We start from the raw sequence: 16,819 nt of genomic DNA on the forward strand, positions 1-16,819 counted from the left end.
ATCCCCCCTGTAAGATAGTTACTACCATTTTACAGGAATTTAATGTTAGATGGTAAACTAATTCGATATCGAAATAGCTTCAAGTGGTACACTTATATAGTATCATTCACAGCTACTTTTTAATTTTAATGACACTGCACTAAATAATACTTTTATGCCAGGTGCTAAACTATCAATGATAGTAATCTTACTAATTCTAATATCATTAATTTATATAATGATAAAACTCTCTAAATCAGATAGAAAACTTAATACAGAAAACACTTTAGGGACTAATTTAAGCTTTACGCTACTAAAAGACGAAATAATAGATTATATAAGTGAAAGAAAGTTAATTAAAGATGGAAAAGCTATTAAAAAAGTTAAACTTGGTTGGATTTATTCTCCTGATAAAATAGAGGAATGGCTAGAGAACATGGAAATCAAGGGTTATAACCTTTATAGGATGAATGGATCAGGTAATACTTTTTACTTTAAGAAAGGTAATTCAAGAAACATAAAATATTCTTTAGACTTTCAAGTTAAAGTAAATGAAAGCTATTTCGAAATTCATGAGTCTAACGATTGGAAAATGATATTTACATCTTCTTCAATTTTCACAAAACATACATTGTGGTGTAAAGAGTATACTTGGCAAAAACCAGCCTTATACTCAGATACTAACCATATAATTAAACATGCAAGAAATCACTGTATGTTTTATTGCATTTTATTTACTCCCGTAACTATAATATATTTATCCCTAATAATTTTAAACCTAAAAATGTATTTAAAAGGTTTTACAGTAAACTGGCTATTACTTATAGTGTTTTCATTAGGAATAGTTGAATTTGGATATTTTATAGTAAAATCTCTAGGCTACTATATAAGGATTAAAAAGAAAATCAGTTAAATTATCTCCTGAGGGTTTCAATATTAAATACTTCAAAGTCTGTTAACCAAACGTTAACAGGCTTTGTGTTTTATACTGCTTAATTTTCAACAGTAATAATCTTTTCCTATTTTTATAATTTCATATTTTTAGCTTTTCTAGATTTTGTTGACATTAAATGCTAAAACGCATATACTGAGTATATAGTATATATACACTATGTACAAAGGAGTTAACCATGAATATTATAATATCTAATTCATCACAGGATCCAATTTATGAGCAAATAGTAACACAAATTAAAACCTCCATTATGAGAGAGGAGCTTTCAGCAGGAGATACCCTACCGTCTATAAGACTTTTAGCAAAAGAGCTTCAGATAAGTGTTATAACAACTAAAAGAGCTTATGAAGAACTTGAAAGAGAAGGTTTTATAGAAACAGTTCCTGGAAAAGGGTCCTATGTTTCTGGCCAAAACAAAGATTTAATTAGAGAAAAACGATTAGCAGCTATAGAAGAAAAACTAACTGAAGTAACCTCTGAGTGCAAACTGTTGAATTTAAGCTTAGGAGAATTACAAAATATGCTTACGTTATTATACAACGAAGAAAATTAACATCACTAAGTAAAACTAGTTAATAATCTATGATTATTATATTTTATGAACTATTCAAGGAGGCAAAAATATGGATAATATTTTAGAAATAAAAAATTTAACAAAGTCGTATAAGGATTTCACTTTAGATAATCTAAGTTTTAATGTTCCAAGAGGTTCTGTAATGGGATTTATAGGTCCGAATGGTTCAGGAAAGAGTACTACTATAAAACTTATAATGAATCTTATTAAGAAAAACAGTGGGGAAATAAATGTTTTTGGACTAGACCATTTAAAACACAATAAAGAAATTAAACAGAAAATAGGTTTTGTTTATGACGAAAATTATTTCTATGAGGAATTGAATATTATAGAGATGAAAAATATCATTAAACCTTTTTACACTGCCTGGAATGACACCTTCTTTGAAAAATATATAAAAGAATTTGAACTTCCTAAAAAAAATAAAATCAAAAACTTATCAAAAGGAATGAAAATGAAACTTTCTCTAGCGCTTGCCCTTTCTCATAATGCAGAGCTAATTATTATGGATGAACCTACCTCAGGACTCGACCCCGTCTTTCGCAGTGAGCTACTAGATATTTTGTACAGTATAATTCAAGATGAAAATGTAAGTATATTCTTTTCAACTCACGTAACTACAGATCTTGAAAAAATAGCAGATTATATTACATTTATAAATAAAGGTAAATTAGTTTTCTCGCAAACTAAAGATGAAATTGTAGAGAATTATGGAATAGTTAAAGGAAGTAAAGACCTTTTAGACAATGACATAAGAGGCGAATTTGTAAGTATAAAAGAAACTGATTTTGGATTTGAGGCTCTTACTAAAAATATTACTCGTGCAAGGCAAATATTTAAAGGTAAAGGTGTTATTGAAAAAGCTTCTCTTGAAGATATTATGGTGTATACAGTTAGGGGGAATATTTAATGATGAATTTAATAATAAAGGATATTCTTATTCAGAAAAAGATGTTGGTATATTCTCTTCTTTACACTATTTTTGCGGCACTCACTTTATCTTCCATGGGCCCGAGTGGACTTGCTTTATATGTACTATCGCCAACGGTAACTACCTATCTATTCATAACTACTGCTGTAACTTATGATGATAAAAACAAAAGTCAAATTGTATTAATTAGTTTACCGATTAAAAGAGATGATATTGTTTTTTCAAAATATATATCAACATTTGTATTTGGAGCTTTTGGCATTATCTATTCTATATTAATTGGGTTTATAGGCAAGATTATTGGACTACCAATGTTTACTAGATCAATTTCATTATTGGATATTGTTTTAGTTCTATCGTTTATATGTATATTTAGTTCTATATTTTTTCCTGTGTATTTTAAATTTGGCGATGCTAAAATGAAGATATTTACTTTTATAATCTTTATGGCAATTTTTTTTGTACCATCTTTAGCTTTTGACTACATTACTTCTAATCCGGATAATATTTTAGTTCATAAACTTAATTATTTTATTAATAACACTTCTAGTCTAACACAAAATTCTTTAGCTTTAATGGTAGGTTTAATTTTTCTTTTAATTTCTCTAATGATTTCAATCCGTATTTATAATAATAAGGAGTTTTAAACTCTTGTAATTCAACACTATAAAAAATAATAAAGATGGAGGTATTCCAAATGAAAAAAAATAAGTTTTTAAACAGGTTATCTAGCAATTTTCATACCTACAAAGTTAGTTACACCATGGTTCTGCTTGTTTTATCAGCTGAACTTGGTATCGTAGGAAATAAATTTGGTACATTATATTTAATTCTGTCGTTTTTACCTATTCTTGTATGGGGTCTTCTTCTTAGTAATGATAGGAATAATACTGATTTATAACTAAAGTAGAAATTAAATTTTCTCTGCGCCTTAAATTTAATTAACATTAACTAATACTTAACTCCTAAAATTACCGATTTCAAACCATTATTAGCCTCTTAGTTAAACTTTATTCATATTTTTATTAAATTTAATAAAATTCTAATTAATTTTACCAAATATAATTTATTTTTAAAAGGTATTTGGTAATATATGGAGAATACTATCTATATATAATTAGGAGGCGCATACAATGATTTATGATGCATTTAAAATTGCTAAACAATTAAACGTAAGTAAAGTAACAGCTTATGCTAAAATGAAATTACCTGAAATAAAACCTTTTTTAATATTCCATAATGGTAAAACCTGTGTAGATGATAAAGGTCTCGAAGCAATTAAACAAAGTCTAAAATATAATCAAAATTCTGAAGCCCAGGCAGAAGTTGCAGCAACTTCAGTTACACTATTAAAAGAAGATATGATTGAAATCCTTAAAAATAATATAGATTTTATTAAGGAACAATTGAATGTAAAAGATGGACAAATATATAATATTAATAAATTATTAGAAAATACACAAGTCCTATTTAAACAGGAACAAGAGAAAAATAAAATTGTGTTATCATTACCCGAAACCATTAAAGAGCACGATATTCAATTGGTTAATACTCTAAATGAATCTCTTGAAAGACAAAGAGCTATAACCGCTGCTGTGGAAGATTCACGTAGAAAAAGAGGAATTTTCCAAAAGTTATTTGATAGATAAAAAGAAAAAAAGTATATATTACTATTAATGCAGTCGCTTCGCTAAGAACTACTAATTTTTTTTAATTTAATCTGCTAAAAACATAAACTCGCTATCGCTCAAACATATGTTTTCCTTACGCATCTTAATTAAAATAAAATAAGAAGTTCTAAAGCTCGCTTCAATGCATTATACGTAATATATACTTTTTTAGCGCATAAAAACAGGCCTATACTCTAATCTTCAAAGTATAAGACCTGTTTTATAATTAATCTTATTATTTATATATTTCCTCTAATACGTCTTTCACTCCGCCTAATGAATTAAAAATAAGAGTAGGTTGTATTTCAGAATCAACTAAATCCTCCATTTTTGCTTCACCTGATAAAACAAGGATACTCACAGAATCGTTACCATTACTAATAGCTATATCTGTATAAAGTCTGTCTCCTACAAAAGCAATTTCTTCCTCTTTAAATCCAGTATTTTCGATTACATATTTTAATGTATGATGTGAGGGTTTACCAAAGTATTCTGGAACCACTCCAGTAGATGCTGTGATCATAGAACATATTGATCCGCAATCTGGAATGAATCCATCTTCAGTTGGACAATTAAAGTCAGGATTTACACCTAGGAATGTTGCTCCATTTCTTATATATTCACAAGCTTTAGAAACATTTTCATATACAAGAGATGTATCAAAACCAACCACAACAACATCAGCGTCCTCGGTAACAACATTAATATTTGCAGCCCTAAAATCAGCTTTTAAATACTCAGTTCCTAAAACAAATACTTTTTTATTTGGCATATTTTCTTTTAGATAATTAATAATTACAAAATTAGAAATAAGCATTTTATCATCACTTAAGTTATATCCCATTTTTTTAATTCTATTTATATAAACTTCTGCATTTTTAGATGAGTTATTTGTGAAGAATTTAAATGCTATATTGTTTTTTTCTAGCTCTTCTAAAAATTTAATAGAACCATCTAATATTTTATCACCTAAATAAACAGTTCCATCAAGATCAAGAATAAAGCATTTTACTCCTTTTAAAATATCTATTGAAGTCTCTTTTGTATCAATTGTTCTACCCATACCTATAACATCTCCTTTTATACATAGTTTTAGAGTAGCCTCTAATTTATTTATAATAAATATTTGTTATATAATCAGCGGCCGCGTCAAGCATTCCTATATCTTCAAGAAGTTGCATAATACCATATCTATTACGCATATCCTTTGCAGCAATAAAACTTTTTCTAAAGAGTTCTTTACTTAGTCCTACCTCACTCGGATTCCAAACTGCACCTGCTTTTTTCAATGTCTTAATTATTTCCTCAGGCTCTGGAACATTAACATCACAAACTTTTTTTATAGCGTCCCAGTTTGACACTATTTTATTCATACTTACTTTTCTTTCTGCTTCATTAAAATTAATAGCATCTTGCTTAAATTCAATAATATTTTTTGCACTTACAGTAAATACATCTGTTATATTTTGTATCCATTTATTTTTATCAAGATGCACGTAATCGCCTTTTTTAAGTATTTCGTTAATATCTAAATCTTTAGCATATTTAAATGCATAAGCTACAACTCCTACACCTACACCTACTGTATTACCATGGAGCCATTCTCCATTCTCACCACTGTTCAAAGCCATCATTTCATAACAATGGGATATATAGTGCTCTCCGCCAGATGCAGGTCTTGAAGCTCCAACCATTCCAATTGCGACTCCAGATAAAATTAGTGCATCAGTTATGTTTTCTACTGTTTTAGGATCTCTACTTGTTACCCCAGCTGCAGCTTCCTCACATTTCTTAAGTGATGTAAGAACTAATTTCTCAACTTCAGCACAAAAATATTCTCCATTTAAAATTTTTGCAATATGCCAATCTGCAAGGGCCGTATATTTACCTAGAATATCTCCAAGACCCGCTTGAATCATTAGCATAGGTGCATCCTTCATAATATCACTGTCGCAAATAATTGCTAGTGGATATACTCCATCATAAGTAACTTTAACACTATCGCGAATTAGTGGAGAAACTACTGATGCATAACCATCCATTGAAGGAGCTGTTCCCACAATAACATAAGGAATATGTAGCTTACAGCTCATAAACCTTGAAATATCATTAATTGTACCTGATCCTACTGCAATTATAAGTGATGTATCGCCAGGTATTTCAAGTAATAATTTCCCAAGAGCAAGTTCATTAGGATGTAAATGTTCCTCATTAAATACATACTTACTAACATTAAATTTATCTTTTAATAACTCTTCAACTTGTTTTCCCGCTACCTTGTAGGTATGTGTGTCTTCAATAATAAATACTTTTTTGCCTTCATAACTCTTAATTACTGTTGATAGTTCAACTATAACACCTTGTCCAACTTTTATAGTTTCTATTCCTACACTATGATTCTTACCACATGTACACATGTAATCAAGACCAGTCATTTCTTCCGCACTTAGGGTTGATAAATCTTTCATAAGCTCATCCTCCTTGGATTACATTTATTATATACCGCCATTACCTAACTTTTTATATTATTGTTTCTGTTTCGAAAGCCTTCCAAGGAATATCAACAGCAGCAGCCCCGCCATTAATAATATTATCAACATGCATTAATAGTGGGAAATCGCTAAGTTTTACAATTCCTCTTTTTGCAAGGGCACGCACGCCACGTGCTGTACGAGTAGCGATAACTATTGATTCTAGCGTTACTCCTTCTAATTTTTTGATAGATTCTTCGATTGAAAGCCCTTGTCCAAGTAGAGTTCCGACTTTACGTGTACGTCCACCAAATACAGTTACATAAAGATCACCAGCAGATAATATAATATTTTCTTCTCCACCACCAACTATTTCAAGTAGATGTTTCATTTCCTTTACGCTTTGTCCAAACAGTCCAGCCTGAGAATTATAATGTTCATGCCCTGATCCATCGGCTCCAATAGCAAGGCCTATAGCTAATGATACGCCTAGTGCATATCCGTTTTTAAGTGCTACTGCACACTCAACGCCTACAACATCTGTAGATAAACTGATATGATAGTAAGGAGCTTCGAATAAACTCTTAAGCATTCTAAGGGTTTCTATGTTATCTCCACAAAAGGATACAACAGAATTATCTTTGTCAGCAAGTTCATAACTAGTGCATGGACCGCCTATAGCATTAATGGATAGTTTTTTATTTGAAACAAGTTTGCTTTGAAAGTATTGTGGATAAGTAATCATAGTACCGTCTTCTAAATCAATCATTCCTTTTGTTATTGAAAGAAGAGGAACATTTTCAGGTATGATATGCAATATGTTTTCTGCAAACCAGTCAACACCAAAACTACTTACTCCACAAATAACAACATCAGCACCATCTAATGCTTTATCTACATCCTCTATTTGAAAGTACTCAATACCTGTTTTAGGTAATTGACGTTTTAATAAAGTATGAAAACCTGTAGATTTTGCTGTTTCAACGACTTCTCTATCAAGTGGAGTACCAACTACCCTTACCTTGTTACCATTTTCAGTTGCAGGAAATGATAAGGCACATGCCATCTGTCCAGCTCCAATAATTGTTATAATTTTCATAATATAGCCTCCTATTAAAATTATTAATAAAATTAATTATAAACCTAAATGTTTCCTTAAATATGAATTTATTTATAAATGATAAAGAGTGCCGGTTAGCACTCTTTAAGTTTTCATATATTACCTAATTAAAATATAAATCCACCTGTGAATACTTGGAATACTTTGACTATTATCCAATTTAAGAAGTTACCACCTAAATCTAAACTTGAAATCATAGTTGTTCCAGCTGGCATTTTAAACTGCGCCATTTGTGCAATTTGAGTGTGGAACCCAGCAATGTTTGTTGCCATGAGTAATGCAAGTGCCATAACTACAGTTCCAGATATAACTGAATGAATAATATTGCCCTTTGTTGATCCTACTATAAATGCAACATAAAAACATATTGTAGTTAAATCTCCAAAAGGTAGAACCTTATTACCAGGCAATACAACAGCTAAGAATAATGTAATAGGAACTAATACAAGTGCAGTTGCTATAACTGCTGGATGTCCAACTGCAACAGCTGCGTCTAGTCCTATTGTTAATTTTCTATCTTTACCAAAGTTAGTTTTCTGTAAAAATTCTCTAACTCCTTCTGAGATTGGAATTAAACCTTCCATTAATATTTTAACCATACGAGGCATTAAGAACATTACACCGGCCATAATAATACCTAATTGAACACATTTTCCAATATCGTATCCAGCTAGAAATCCAATTAATACACCAAGTACTAAACCCATCATCATAGGTTCTCCAAAAACACCAAACCTTTTTTGAATGGATTCTGGATCTGCTTTCAAATTCTTTACTCCAGGAATCATTCCTACTACTTTTGCAACTGGGATACCTATAAGACCACAAGCTGCAGTTGAACCTGTTGGTAATGATACTCCTTCAAGTCCGAAAAATTCTTCAACCATAGGTGCTGTCCAATCAGCAATTTTAAGAACTGCAATTTCATATATTACTGCTGCGAGTATTGCAAGTCCCCAATTTCCGTTTGTTAAAACCAGTACTGTTGCTCCTGCTGCTGTAAAGTGCCAATAATTCCATATATCTATATTAACTACATTTGTAAATTTTAAAAATAATAATATAACGTTTACAAGCATTGCTATTGGTATCATTACCGCTGCTATTGGAGAAGCCCAACTAATTGCAGCTGCTGCTGGCCAACCAACATCTAATACACTTAAATGTAATCCATATCTGGTTACCATCATTGATGTAGCTGCTCCTAAATTTTCAGTAAGTAGTCCTATAACTAAATTAATACCTACGAAACCAACTCCGATTGTAATACCTGATTTAAACGATTTCTTAAATCCTAATTTAAAACAAATTCCCATGATTGTAATTGTAAGTGGTAATATTACTGTCGGTCCTAAACCTAAGATGTATTGAACAACTTTTAGTAACATGAATTTTCCCCCTTATATTTAAATTTATTTTTAAAAAACTTTGTAAATAACCGGATTTATATATTAGCTCAAATCCTATTCTTTTAGAGCATCTATAATAGCTTGATCTACCTTTTGTGTATTTATGTTAGTTAAATAATTTATTGCCTTAATTACAGGGATTTTATATGTTCTTGATGCAATTGTTGTTGTAACTAAAAGATCTGCACTATCTTCATAACCAGGAACCTCCGAAATTTTACATTGAATAACTCTTGCATTTATATTATTAGCTAGTATTAAATCCTCTACCTTTTTACACACAACTGTTGAAGTTGCTATTCCAGTACCGCATGCAACCAATACTACTTTTTGCTTATTCATAATATTACCTCCGTTAAATTATTTTTATATTAAACACAATCGAATTTTGATACTATAGCATACACTTCTTCGCTATCTTTTGCTTCATTCAAGCTCTTTAAAATATCTTCATTTTGAATTAAAAGCATTAGTTGCTGCAACATCATTATCTGACTGTGAGGTTCATTTAGAACCATTGCAAATACAACATTGACTTCGACTTGACCATCCCCATCCATATTATTAAATGTTACTGGATGCTTTAATGTTGCAATCGCTATAGCTGGCTTAATTACATGAATTGCATCAGTATGAGGTATTGCTACATTGTATTCCCCGAGTGTTAAACCAGTTGGAAATTTACTTTCTCTTTTCACTAAGCCATCATAAAAGGAATCCTTTACATAGTTAGCTTTTAACAACATTTCGGACAAAGCATAAAAAATATCGTCCGTTGTTTTTGCTTCAAGATTGCTTATTATTAAATCCTTGTTTAAATATTCATTAATACTTTCTGCCATTACACTTCCCCCTTTTGGGTTTAATTTTTAATGATTTTCTTTTGTACTTACTCTTTCTACATAATTATTAAAGCAATTATCGTGCCAGAAACCTGTTGAAAAAGTAATAGATTGTTTTTTATAAAAAAGATAACCTTACTTACTAACTTTCCTATATGTAATTATTAAAGCAATTGTCGTGCCAGAAACCTGTTGAAAAAATAATGGGTTACATTTTCAATAAAAAAAAGAAGATAAAAGCCTCTACGCTTCTACCTTCTAATATATTTTATTAATATATTATTCTTCTAAAAATAAATTAGCAATCTCTTTCGCCGATTTTGCTTGACCTATTTTTCCAATTATTTCTCCTTTAGAGAATAAATCAAATAATTTCAAAATTATCTCCTTATCATTTTCTTTGATTGCTATCATAATTATTAAATTTGTTTCAATATCATTCTCCCAAGTTATAGAATGTTTGAGTTTAAAAATAGCTAATGAAGATTTTACAACGCATTCCGGTAATCCATGTGGTATTGCAACATTACCTACAATTATTGTCCCACCCATCATTTCTCTTTTATATATACTCATTGCATAATTTTCATTAACATTACCTGTCACTTTTAAGAGCTTGGACATCTCATCAATTACATCAACTTTTAAAAATAGATCATCCCGAATTTGTATGAGTTCTTCATCTATTACATTTGCTAATGGACTAATTACCTTTATTCCCATTAGATTCTTTAACAATCGTTTGCCATCTTCTTTTAAAATATCCTGAAATGAAATGAATGGAATCTGTAAAATATCTGGATTTATAGTCCCAACTATTGCAATTATATTATGATCTTCACTAAGCTTACGGATTTTATCTTGTGCACTATCTCTGTTCATAATTCCAATTGGAATTATATTTATATTTTCACTCGAGCAATCCATTATATCTTCAAGATATGTCTTGATTTTAAGTGCTGTTCCCTCACCTGTTATACATACCGTAATTATTGTCTTTAAATACTTTTTAGTTCCCTTTACCTGACCGACATAGGATTTATCTCCATCTAAAGCATCAGCTATTTCGTCCAGATCACTTGTTATCAGTGCACGCCTAACCGCTTCGAGAACCATTACTGTGTCCACTCTACCAATTATCCTTGTAGGAATTCCTGTCTGTTTAGTAATAATCTCGCCAAAAGTGACTAATGACCCCATATCCACGAGTAACAAACACCCTTTACCTTCATGCACTTTTTTTACTGTTTCTATTGTTTTTTTAAGTAGTGTTTGAGGACTCTCATCAAGGGACATTTCAATTCCTATAGCGAGGTTTGTTCCTAATAGCTTATTTGATACATCGGCCATTCCACAAGCTACGTGACCATGACTTAATACAATTACATTAACTCTACTTATCTCTTGGTCTATAGTAGAAAAGGTTTTTAAATACATAGCTATAAAACCAACTTCATCTTCTGGTAACTCTATATCTAAACTGTTATTTATCTCTTCAGTAAGTATTTTAGCAACTCTGTATTCATTATGATATTCATTTTTAATATATTCTAATTGAGAATTTATAATTATCTTTCCTTTTTTTATACGATCATAAGTAGAATTAAGATGCACTGCTATACAATAATAAAAATTTTCCTTTAAATTCTTTATATAACTTTTAGCTATGTTAGTTACATTTTCAACAACCCTCAATACTTTTTCATCAACTATATTCTTTAATTCTTCTTTAGAAAAAAATGTATTTGACTCTATATTTTTAGCAAATCTATTTAAATCAAACTTCATTTTATTCCATATAATCTTATTTATTTCCTCTTTTTTAAGTCCCTGTTTTTCAAGATGATAATATTTTTCTTGTATATTACTATATATTTCATCAGGCAATATATACCTGTCATCTTTTAGCTTATGTGTGCTTACAATTCCAGGATTAACAACTAAATCATCATTGCATATATCGTCTGTTATTGAATTCCTGCTTGCAACACTTAATATTCCCAAAGGTACATGATCAGGTAAGTCTGTTATTTCAATAACCACAGCTAAATTATTACTTAATGAATTCAAAAACCCTTTCGCACATGCCACCTGTATATCACTTCTTAATTGCCCTATATTACCAGGACAATTATATAAAAGCAAAGACCTAATAACATAAAACCTAATAGTAATCTCTTTTCCAACCCTCTGTGCTTCCTGCGAAAAGAAATTTTCAATCAATATGTATCTTTCGCTAATTGGCCTGTCATTAATAGACGGTAGATCAATTATCATTGGTATTCTTCGACGAAAGGTTAACAACAATGATGATTCTGGATCCTCTGTCGTAGCAGCAGTAATCATAACATTGGCTGTTCTACTATTTTCGGTTTCACCTAGTCTCCTATAATTACCCTTGTCGAGTAAATGAAATAAGATTTCTTGCCCTTCATTAGGTAATCTATGCACTTCATCTAAAAATAATATACCACCATTAGCCTTTTCTACTACCCCAATTTTATCAGAATTTGCGCCAGTAAAAGCACCTTTTACATATCCAAATAATTGAGATAGAAGTAATTGGGGATTCTCCGCATAATCTGCACAATTGAATACTATGAATGGTGCGTTATTATTAAAATTAGAGGAATTAATTGCAAATTTATACATAGCTTCTGCAAAAAAACTTTTCCCTACCCCAGAAGGACCAAGTATTAGTGTATGGAGCCCATGTGGTGGATATAAAATTGCTGCTTCCGCTTGCCTTATTTGATTCCTGAGTGATCCATGGTATCCTATAATTTCCCTTAAATTATTATTTATATCTTTCTTGTTCAAATTTTCCCCATTACTTAAATTAGTATCAGTAACATTTTCTACAACTTTTATTATACTTTCCACTGCATTTTCATCATTATCAACTTCGTGCGTCACATCTAAATCAAGTTGCCTTCTTATTTGAGTGGCAGAGTACCTAGAAACGTCATATCCAATATCCAAAAGTCTTTTACTTAACATATTATCTGATATTAATTTATCATTAGTAATAATTCTTATAATATCATCTCGCAATATCTCTTCTCTTCTTTGGTTTGAATTAGGTACATTATTTTCTTTTCTAAATTGAGTTATGTATGCTCTAGTTGTATTTACTCTCTTTGCAATATCATTATCAGTTAATGGATTTTTTTTGTCTTCAGTTTCAATTAGCTCAAGTATCGTATTTTCAATCACATTTCATACCTCCCATAACCATTTTGAATTCTACATTTAATTGTATTCGATTTCAAATACAGTTTCAATGTAAATATATGTTACAATTAAAAAAAGTATGATTTATCATTAGAAATGAATTCATACTTTTATTGATTTTCTCTTTCCTAATTCTATATTGTTTTGAAAACTACTAATTATTATGGTGGAGATAGGGGGACTCGAACCCCCGACCTCTTGAATGCCATCCAAGCGCGCTCCCAACTGCGCCATACCCCCATATAGATATCTTGAGAATATTTTATTAATATCCTTAAATAATTATATCACAGATATTCTATAATTTTTATACTCAAATAAAAATTTCCTTGGAAATATTACTTATTAAAGCGAATCTATCTCACTTGTGCTAAACTATATATTAAAGAAGGTGCCAAAATGAATAATAAACTCACTAAAAAAGATGTTGAGGAACTTCAAAAGGAATTTGATTATCGTAAAGGTCCATTAACAATGGAAATTGCTCATGAAAAGATGATAGCTGCAGCCCATGGTGATAGAAGTGAAAATGCTGAATATAAAGCTGCTAAAACAAGTATGTACGAAAACTTCAGAAGAATGGGTTATTTAATAAAAATGATTAGATCTGCCCAGATTATAGATGATATTATTGATAATACTAAAGGTGCAAATATAGGTAATAAGCTAACAATAAAATTTGAAGGAAGTGATGACATAGAAGAAATAGAGCTTGTTACAACATTACAAGTAGATATATTAAAAGGCAAGTACAGTATTGAATCACCAATAGGAAAAGTATTATTCGGAAAAACAATAGGATCTATAGTTGATGTTGGATCACCTGATGGGAATTATAAAATAGAGCTAATTAACATATCTAAAAATTGATATTCCCCCGAACTATAAGTCCGAGGGAATATCAAACAGCCTATTTTTTTAACATTAATTCTTCTATTCGACTCGCCGGCATTGGTTTGTAGTAATAATAACCTTGTATTTCATCACACATTTCATCTCTTAGGAAATCTAATTGTTCTTTTGTTTCCACACCTTCTGCAATTACTTTTAATCCTAGATTTTTAGCTAATGAAATTATAACCCTAATAATTGCTTCATCTTTCTTGTCTATGTTTATTCCTTTAACAAATGACATATCTATTTTTATTTTATCCACTGGTAATTGTTTAATATAGTTTAGAGAAGAATATTCCGTTCCAAAATCATCTATTGCAATTTTTACCCCAAGTTGTTTTATTTGTTTTAATGATTCGATGATATACTCTGTTTCCTTCATAATTATATTTTCTGTTATTTCAAGTTCTAAATCTTTTGGATCTAAACCCGTTTCATTTAATATTTTAACAATATCTTCAATTATTCTTATATTTTGAAACTGATTTACCGATAGATTAACCGCTATTGGAACATTTAAAATACCTCTATCTTGCCATTCTTTGTTTTGACTACAAGCGCGTTTAATTACCCATTCACCAATCGGCAATATCAAACCTGTTTTTTCAGCAATGTGTATAAAACTTCCTGGATTCACCATACCGAGTTCTGAGTTATTCCATCTTATTAATGCTTCTAACCCAATAATTTGACCTGATAATATATTTACTTGAGGTTGATAGTATAGTTCTAATTCATTTCTCTCTATAGCTCTATATAAATCTTTCGTTAACTTCATTTCTTCAACCAAACTATTTTTAATAAGTGTTGTACATAGCTCAAATTTATTTCTACCTTTTTCTTTTGCACTATACATTGCAATATCAGCATTTTTTATTAATGTCTCTACGTCATTTCCATCTATAGGATAAATGGCGCCACCAATACTAGTAGTCATATACAAATCATTGTTATCTATTTTGAATGATTCATCAAACATATTAAGAATTTTTTCTGCAACTCTTTTAACGTGAAATTCGGTTTCTATATTCGGAATTAAGATAAGAAACTCGTCACCGCCAACTCTGCAAACAGTATCACTTTCCCTTAATATATCAACCAACCTCTTTGAAACCATTCTCAAAAGTTCATCGCCATTAGAATGTCCCATTGTGTCGTTTATCCTTTTAAAAGAATCCAAATCAAGAAATAGCACCCCTAGTGCTTTCCCATTGCTAAATGCGTCAAAGATACACTGATTTAATCTATCAATGAATAATCTTCTATTTGGTAGACCTGTTAAATAATCGTAATAAGCTAGTTTTTTAATTTTTTCTTCCATTACTATACGAACATTTATTTGTTGCTCTAACTCTTTATTAGAATTACTTAGCTCACTAGTTCTTTCCTTAACTTTTATCTCAAGCTCATCATAAGACTTTACTAATTTTTTTTCGACTAACTTAATTTCTGAAATATCCTGAAATATACACACAATTCCTAATGAATCTCCCCATTCATCTTCTAAAATTGATGAAGATAGAAGAACCGGTAATTTATTATTGTTACTTTGCACAATTTCAATTTCCAAACTACTACAATTTGTTAGTTTTGATAAATCTATAGTCTCCGAGAACAAATCACTTATCAATTTATCCTTAATTTGATTTTTTTTAAAACCTAATAATTTAAGGGCACCATTGTTAATGTTTTTTATAATACCTTCATGATTAGCAATAATTAATCCCTCACTCATTATTTTCAAAACCTCTAAAGCGAAATTTTCAGGATTAAGGTCCATTAGTTTATATTTTTTTATAGAATACCATATTCCAATAATGGGTATTCCAATTAAAATAATACCAACTGAAGGCATAAATGGTCTTGTAAATATTGGAATCAGAATATCCGTAGTTCCACCTAATATTATTGTTATTAATATGGTAATTAATATAAGTTTTGCCTGTTTTCTTTCCCTTATAATTTTTGAATTTTTCCACCATGTAACGAGAAAAAATATTACTGTTATCATATAAGTAAAATAATATAGGTTGTAAAAATTTGTCCACATAAATCCTTTATCTGTTGAAGCAATATAAACCCACCCTAAATTTGTTCTCACAAAATTTTGCGATGTTTCAGGTTGAAAAACATACAAATATAATGCCAGTAAAGCAGGAAAATAAATAATTAAATATGCAAATCGCTTTTCTATTATGTGTTCTTTATCTGTTAATATGATAACATAATGTAAAAATAAGCAATAAAAAGTTGTCCACGAATATGTAGAATATAGATAGAAATCACTTGCAGTTTTTGCATCATTAGATCCATTCATTAAAGCGGTCATGAATGCCCAATAGGCTAAATTCATACAACTTATAGTAAATAATTTGTTTAATTTATTCTTTGAATCATTAAAAAATGTAAATATACCTAATATTAGATATGTTATCCCGCACAAAAGATATAAAGTTGTTAAAACAACCATTATGTATTCTCCTCCAGTAGTATTTATTTATTATTGATAATATAACTACCCGAATACTTTTTGGGCAAATATAATTAATTCTAAACTGTATCTTTTTATAATATAATTAATTATCGTACTTATTACACCTAATCTTTAGTTTTTCATAAAAATAATTTATATTATATAAGTATACTATTGAATTCAAAAAAACGTAAAGATAATTATTGAAAATTGTCTTCACGTTATTTTTAGATTAATTATATGTAACTGACAAGAAACTAATTTATT

The 16,819-nt window shown here is 29.8% G+C and carries 15 protein-coding genes and 1 tRNA gene; 7 read left to right on the forward strand and 9 right to left on the reverse strand.

Annotated elements, in window-relative coordinates:
- Positions 1–154 precede the first annotated feature (154 nt).
- The 6 genes from KPL55_RS06605 (at position 155) to KPL55_RS06630 (ending at position 4,088) form a co-directional block, all read left to right on the forward strand.
- The gene (locus KPL55_RS06605; protein ID WP_216305918.1) at positions 155–892 is read left to right on the forward strand and encodes a DUF2812 domain-containing protein; all 738 of its coding nucleotides are present in this window, start codon (positions 155–157) and stop codon (positions 890–892) included.
- Positions 893–1,109: 217 nt separating this feature from the next.
- Complete coding sequence (locus tag KPL55_RS06610) at positions 1,110–1,487, forward strand: GntR family transcriptional regulator (protein WP_216305919.1); 378 nt, start codon at positions 1,110–1,112, stop codon at positions 1,485–1,487.
- Between the two features lie 70 nt (positions 1,488–1,557).
- Positions 1,558–2,418, forward strand: a complete 861-nt coding sequence (locus KPL55_RS06615) for an ABC transporter ATP-binding protein (RefSeq protein ID WP_216305920.1) — start codon at positions 1,558–1,560, stop codon at positions 2,416–2,418.
- Positions 2,418–3,086, forward strand: coding sequence for an ABC-2 transporter permease (locus tag KPL55_RS06620; RefSeq protein ID WP_216305921.1), 669 nt, complete (start codon positions 2,418–2,420; stop codon positions 3,084–3,086). Before KPL55_RS06615 ends, KPL55_RS06620 begins: the two co-directional genes overlap by 1 nt.
- A 50-nt stretch (positions 3,087–3,136) precedes the next feature.
- A complete protein-coding gene (locus tag KPL55_RS06625; RefSeq protein WP_216305922.1) occupies positions 3,137–3,340 on the forward strand; it encodes a hypothetical protein in 204 nt (67 codons plus the stop codon).
- Between the two features lie 232 nt (positions 3,341–3,572).
- Positions 3,573–4,088, forward strand: a complete 516-nt coding sequence (locus tag KPL55_RS06630) for a DUF536 domain-containing protein (protein WP_216305923.1) — start codon at positions 3,573–3,575, stop codon at positions 4,086–4,088.
- Positions 4,089–4,344: 256 nt separating this feature from the next.
- Here the strand turns inward: KPL55_RS06630 and KPL55_RS06635 are convergent, their stop codons facing one another.
- The 8 genes from KPL55_RS06635 to KPL55_RS06670 form a co-directional block, all read right to left on the reverse strand.
- Complete coding sequence (locus tag KPL55_RS06635; protein WP_216305924.1) at positions 4,345–5,172, reverse strand: HAD-IIA family hydrolase; 828 nt, start codon at positions 5,170–5,172, stop codon at positions 4,345–4,347.
- A gap of 46 nt (positions 5,173–5,218) precedes the next feature.
- Positions 5,219–6,577 (reverse strand): sn-glycerol-1-phosphate dehydrogenase, encoded by a 1,359-nt coding sequence (locus KPL55_RS06640; RefSeq protein WP_216305925.1) that lies wholly within the window; start codon positions 6,575–6,577, stop codon positions 5,219–5,221.
- A 52-nt stretch (positions 6,578–6,629) separates the two neighbouring features.
- Complete coding sequence (locus KPL55_RS06645) at positions 6,630–7,679, reverse strand: glycerol-3-phosphate dehydrogenase (RefSeq protein ID WP_216305926.1); 1,050 nt, start codon at positions 7,677–7,679, stop codon at positions 6,630–6,632.
- A gap of 128 nt (positions 7,680–7,807) precedes the next feature.
- Positions 7,808–9,088 (reverse strand): PTS galactitol transporter subunit IIC, encoded by a 1,281-nt coding sequence (locus KPL55_RS06650; RefSeq protein WP_216305927.1) that lies wholly within the window; start codon positions 9,086–9,088, stop codon positions 7,808–7,810.
- A 75-nt stretch (positions 9,089–9,163) separates the two neighbouring features.
- Entirely contained in the window at positions 9,164–9,451 is a 288-nt protein-coding gene (locus tag KPL55_RS06655; protein WP_216305928.1) for a PTS sugar transporter subunit IIB, read from the reverse strand.
- Positions 9,452–9,480: 29 nt separating this feature from the next.
- Positions 9,481–9,951 (reverse strand): PTS sugar transporter subunit IIA, encoded by a 471-nt coding sequence (locus tag KPL55_RS06660; RefSeq protein WP_216305929.1) that lies wholly within the window; start codon positions 9,949–9,951, stop codon positions 9,481–9,483.
- A 279-nt stretch (positions 9,952–10,230) separates the two neighbouring features.
- The gene (locus KPL55_RS06665; protein WP_216305930.1) at positions 10,231–13,167 is read right to left on the reverse strand and encodes a sigma 54-interacting transcriptional regulator; all 2,937 of its coding nucleotides are present in this window, start codon (positions 13,165–13,167) and stop codon (positions 10,231–10,233) included.
- Between the two features lie 182 nt (positions 13,168–13,349).
- A tRNA-Ala gene (locus KPL55_RS06670) sits at positions 13,350–13,425 on the reverse strand.
- A gap of 159 nt (positions 13,426–13,584) precedes the next feature.
- On the opposite strand from KPL55_RS06670, the gene KPL55_RS06675 reads away from it, so the two are divergent.
- Entirely contained in the window at positions 13,585–14,055 is a 471-nt protein-coding gene (locus KPL55_RS06675) for a GreA/GreB family elongation factor (RefSeq protein ID WP_216305931.1), read from the forward strand.
- A 40-nt stretch (positions 14,056–14,095) separates the two neighbouring features.
- Here the strand turns inward: KPL55_RS06675 and KPL55_RS06680 are convergent, their stop codons facing one another.
- On the reverse strand, positions 14,096–16,549 hold the full coding sequence (locus KPL55_RS06680) for an EAL domain-containing protein (protein ID WP_216305932.1): 2,454 nt from the start codon (positions 16,547–16,549) through the stop codon (positions 14,096–14,098).
- Positions 16,550–16,819: the final 270 nt, after the last annotated feature.

It is taken from the genome of Clostridium lacusfryxellense (genome assembly GCF_018861735.1).
In the GTDB taxonomy this organism is placed as follows: Bacteria; Bacillota; Clostridia; order Clostridiales; family Clostridiaceae; genus Clostridium_AD; species Clostridium_AD lacusfryxellense.

Coding starts and splice junctions, on each gene's coding strand:
- KPL55_RS06615 (WP_216305920.1), top strand. CDS start 1,558: ATGGATAATATTTTAGAAATAAAAAATTTAACAAAGTCGTATAAGGAT.
- KPL55_RS06625 (WP_216305922.1), top strand. CDS start 3,137: ATGAAAAAAAATAAGTTTTTAAACAGGTTATCTAGCAATTTTCATACC.
- KPL55_RS06605 (WP_216305918.1), top strand. CDS start 155: ATGCCAGGTGCTAAACTATCAATGATAGTAATCTTACTAATTCTAATA.
- KPL55_RS06660 (WP_216305929.1), bottom strand. CDS start 9,951: ATGGCAGAAAGTATTAATGAATATTTAAACAAGGATTTAATAATAAGC.
- KPL55_RS06635 (WP_216305924.1), bottom strand. CDS start 5,172: ATGGGTAGAACAATTGATACAAAAGAGACTTCAATAGATATTTTAAAA.
- KPL55_RS06655 (WP_216305928.1), bottom strand. CDS start 9,451: ATGAATAAGCAAAAAGTAGTATTGGTTGCATGCGGTACTGGAATAGCA.
- KPL55_RS06620 (WP_216305921.1), top strand. CDS start 2,418: ATGATGAATTTAATAATAAAGGATATTCTTATTCAGAAAAAGATGTTG.
- KPL55_RS06680 (WP_216305932.1), bottom strand. CDS start 16,549: ATGGTTGTTTTAACAACTTTATATCTTTTGTGCGGGATAACATATCTA.
- KPL55_RS06650 (WP_216305927.1), bottom strand. CDS start 9,088: ATGTTACTAAAAGTTGTTCAATACATCTTAGGTTTAGGACCGACAGTA.
- KPL55_RS06645 (WP_216305926.1), bottom strand. CDS start 7,679: ATGAAAATTATAACAATTATTGGAGCTGGACAGATGGCATGTGCCTTA.
- KPL55_RS06610 (WP_216305919.1), top strand. CDS start 1,110: ATGAATATTATAATATCTAATTCATCACAGGATCCAATTTATGAGCAA.
- KPL55_RS06675 (WP_216305931.1), top strand. CDS start 13,585: ATGAATAATAAACTCACTAAAAAAGATGTTGAGGAACTTCAAAAGGAA.
- KPL55_RS06640 (WP_216305925.1), bottom strand. CDS start 6,577: ATGAAAGATTTATCAACCCTAAGTGCGGAAGAAATGACTGGTCTTGAT.
- KPL55_RS06630 (WP_216305923.1), top strand. CDS start 3,573: ATGATTTATGATGCATTTAAAATTGCTAAACAATTAAACGTAAGTAAA.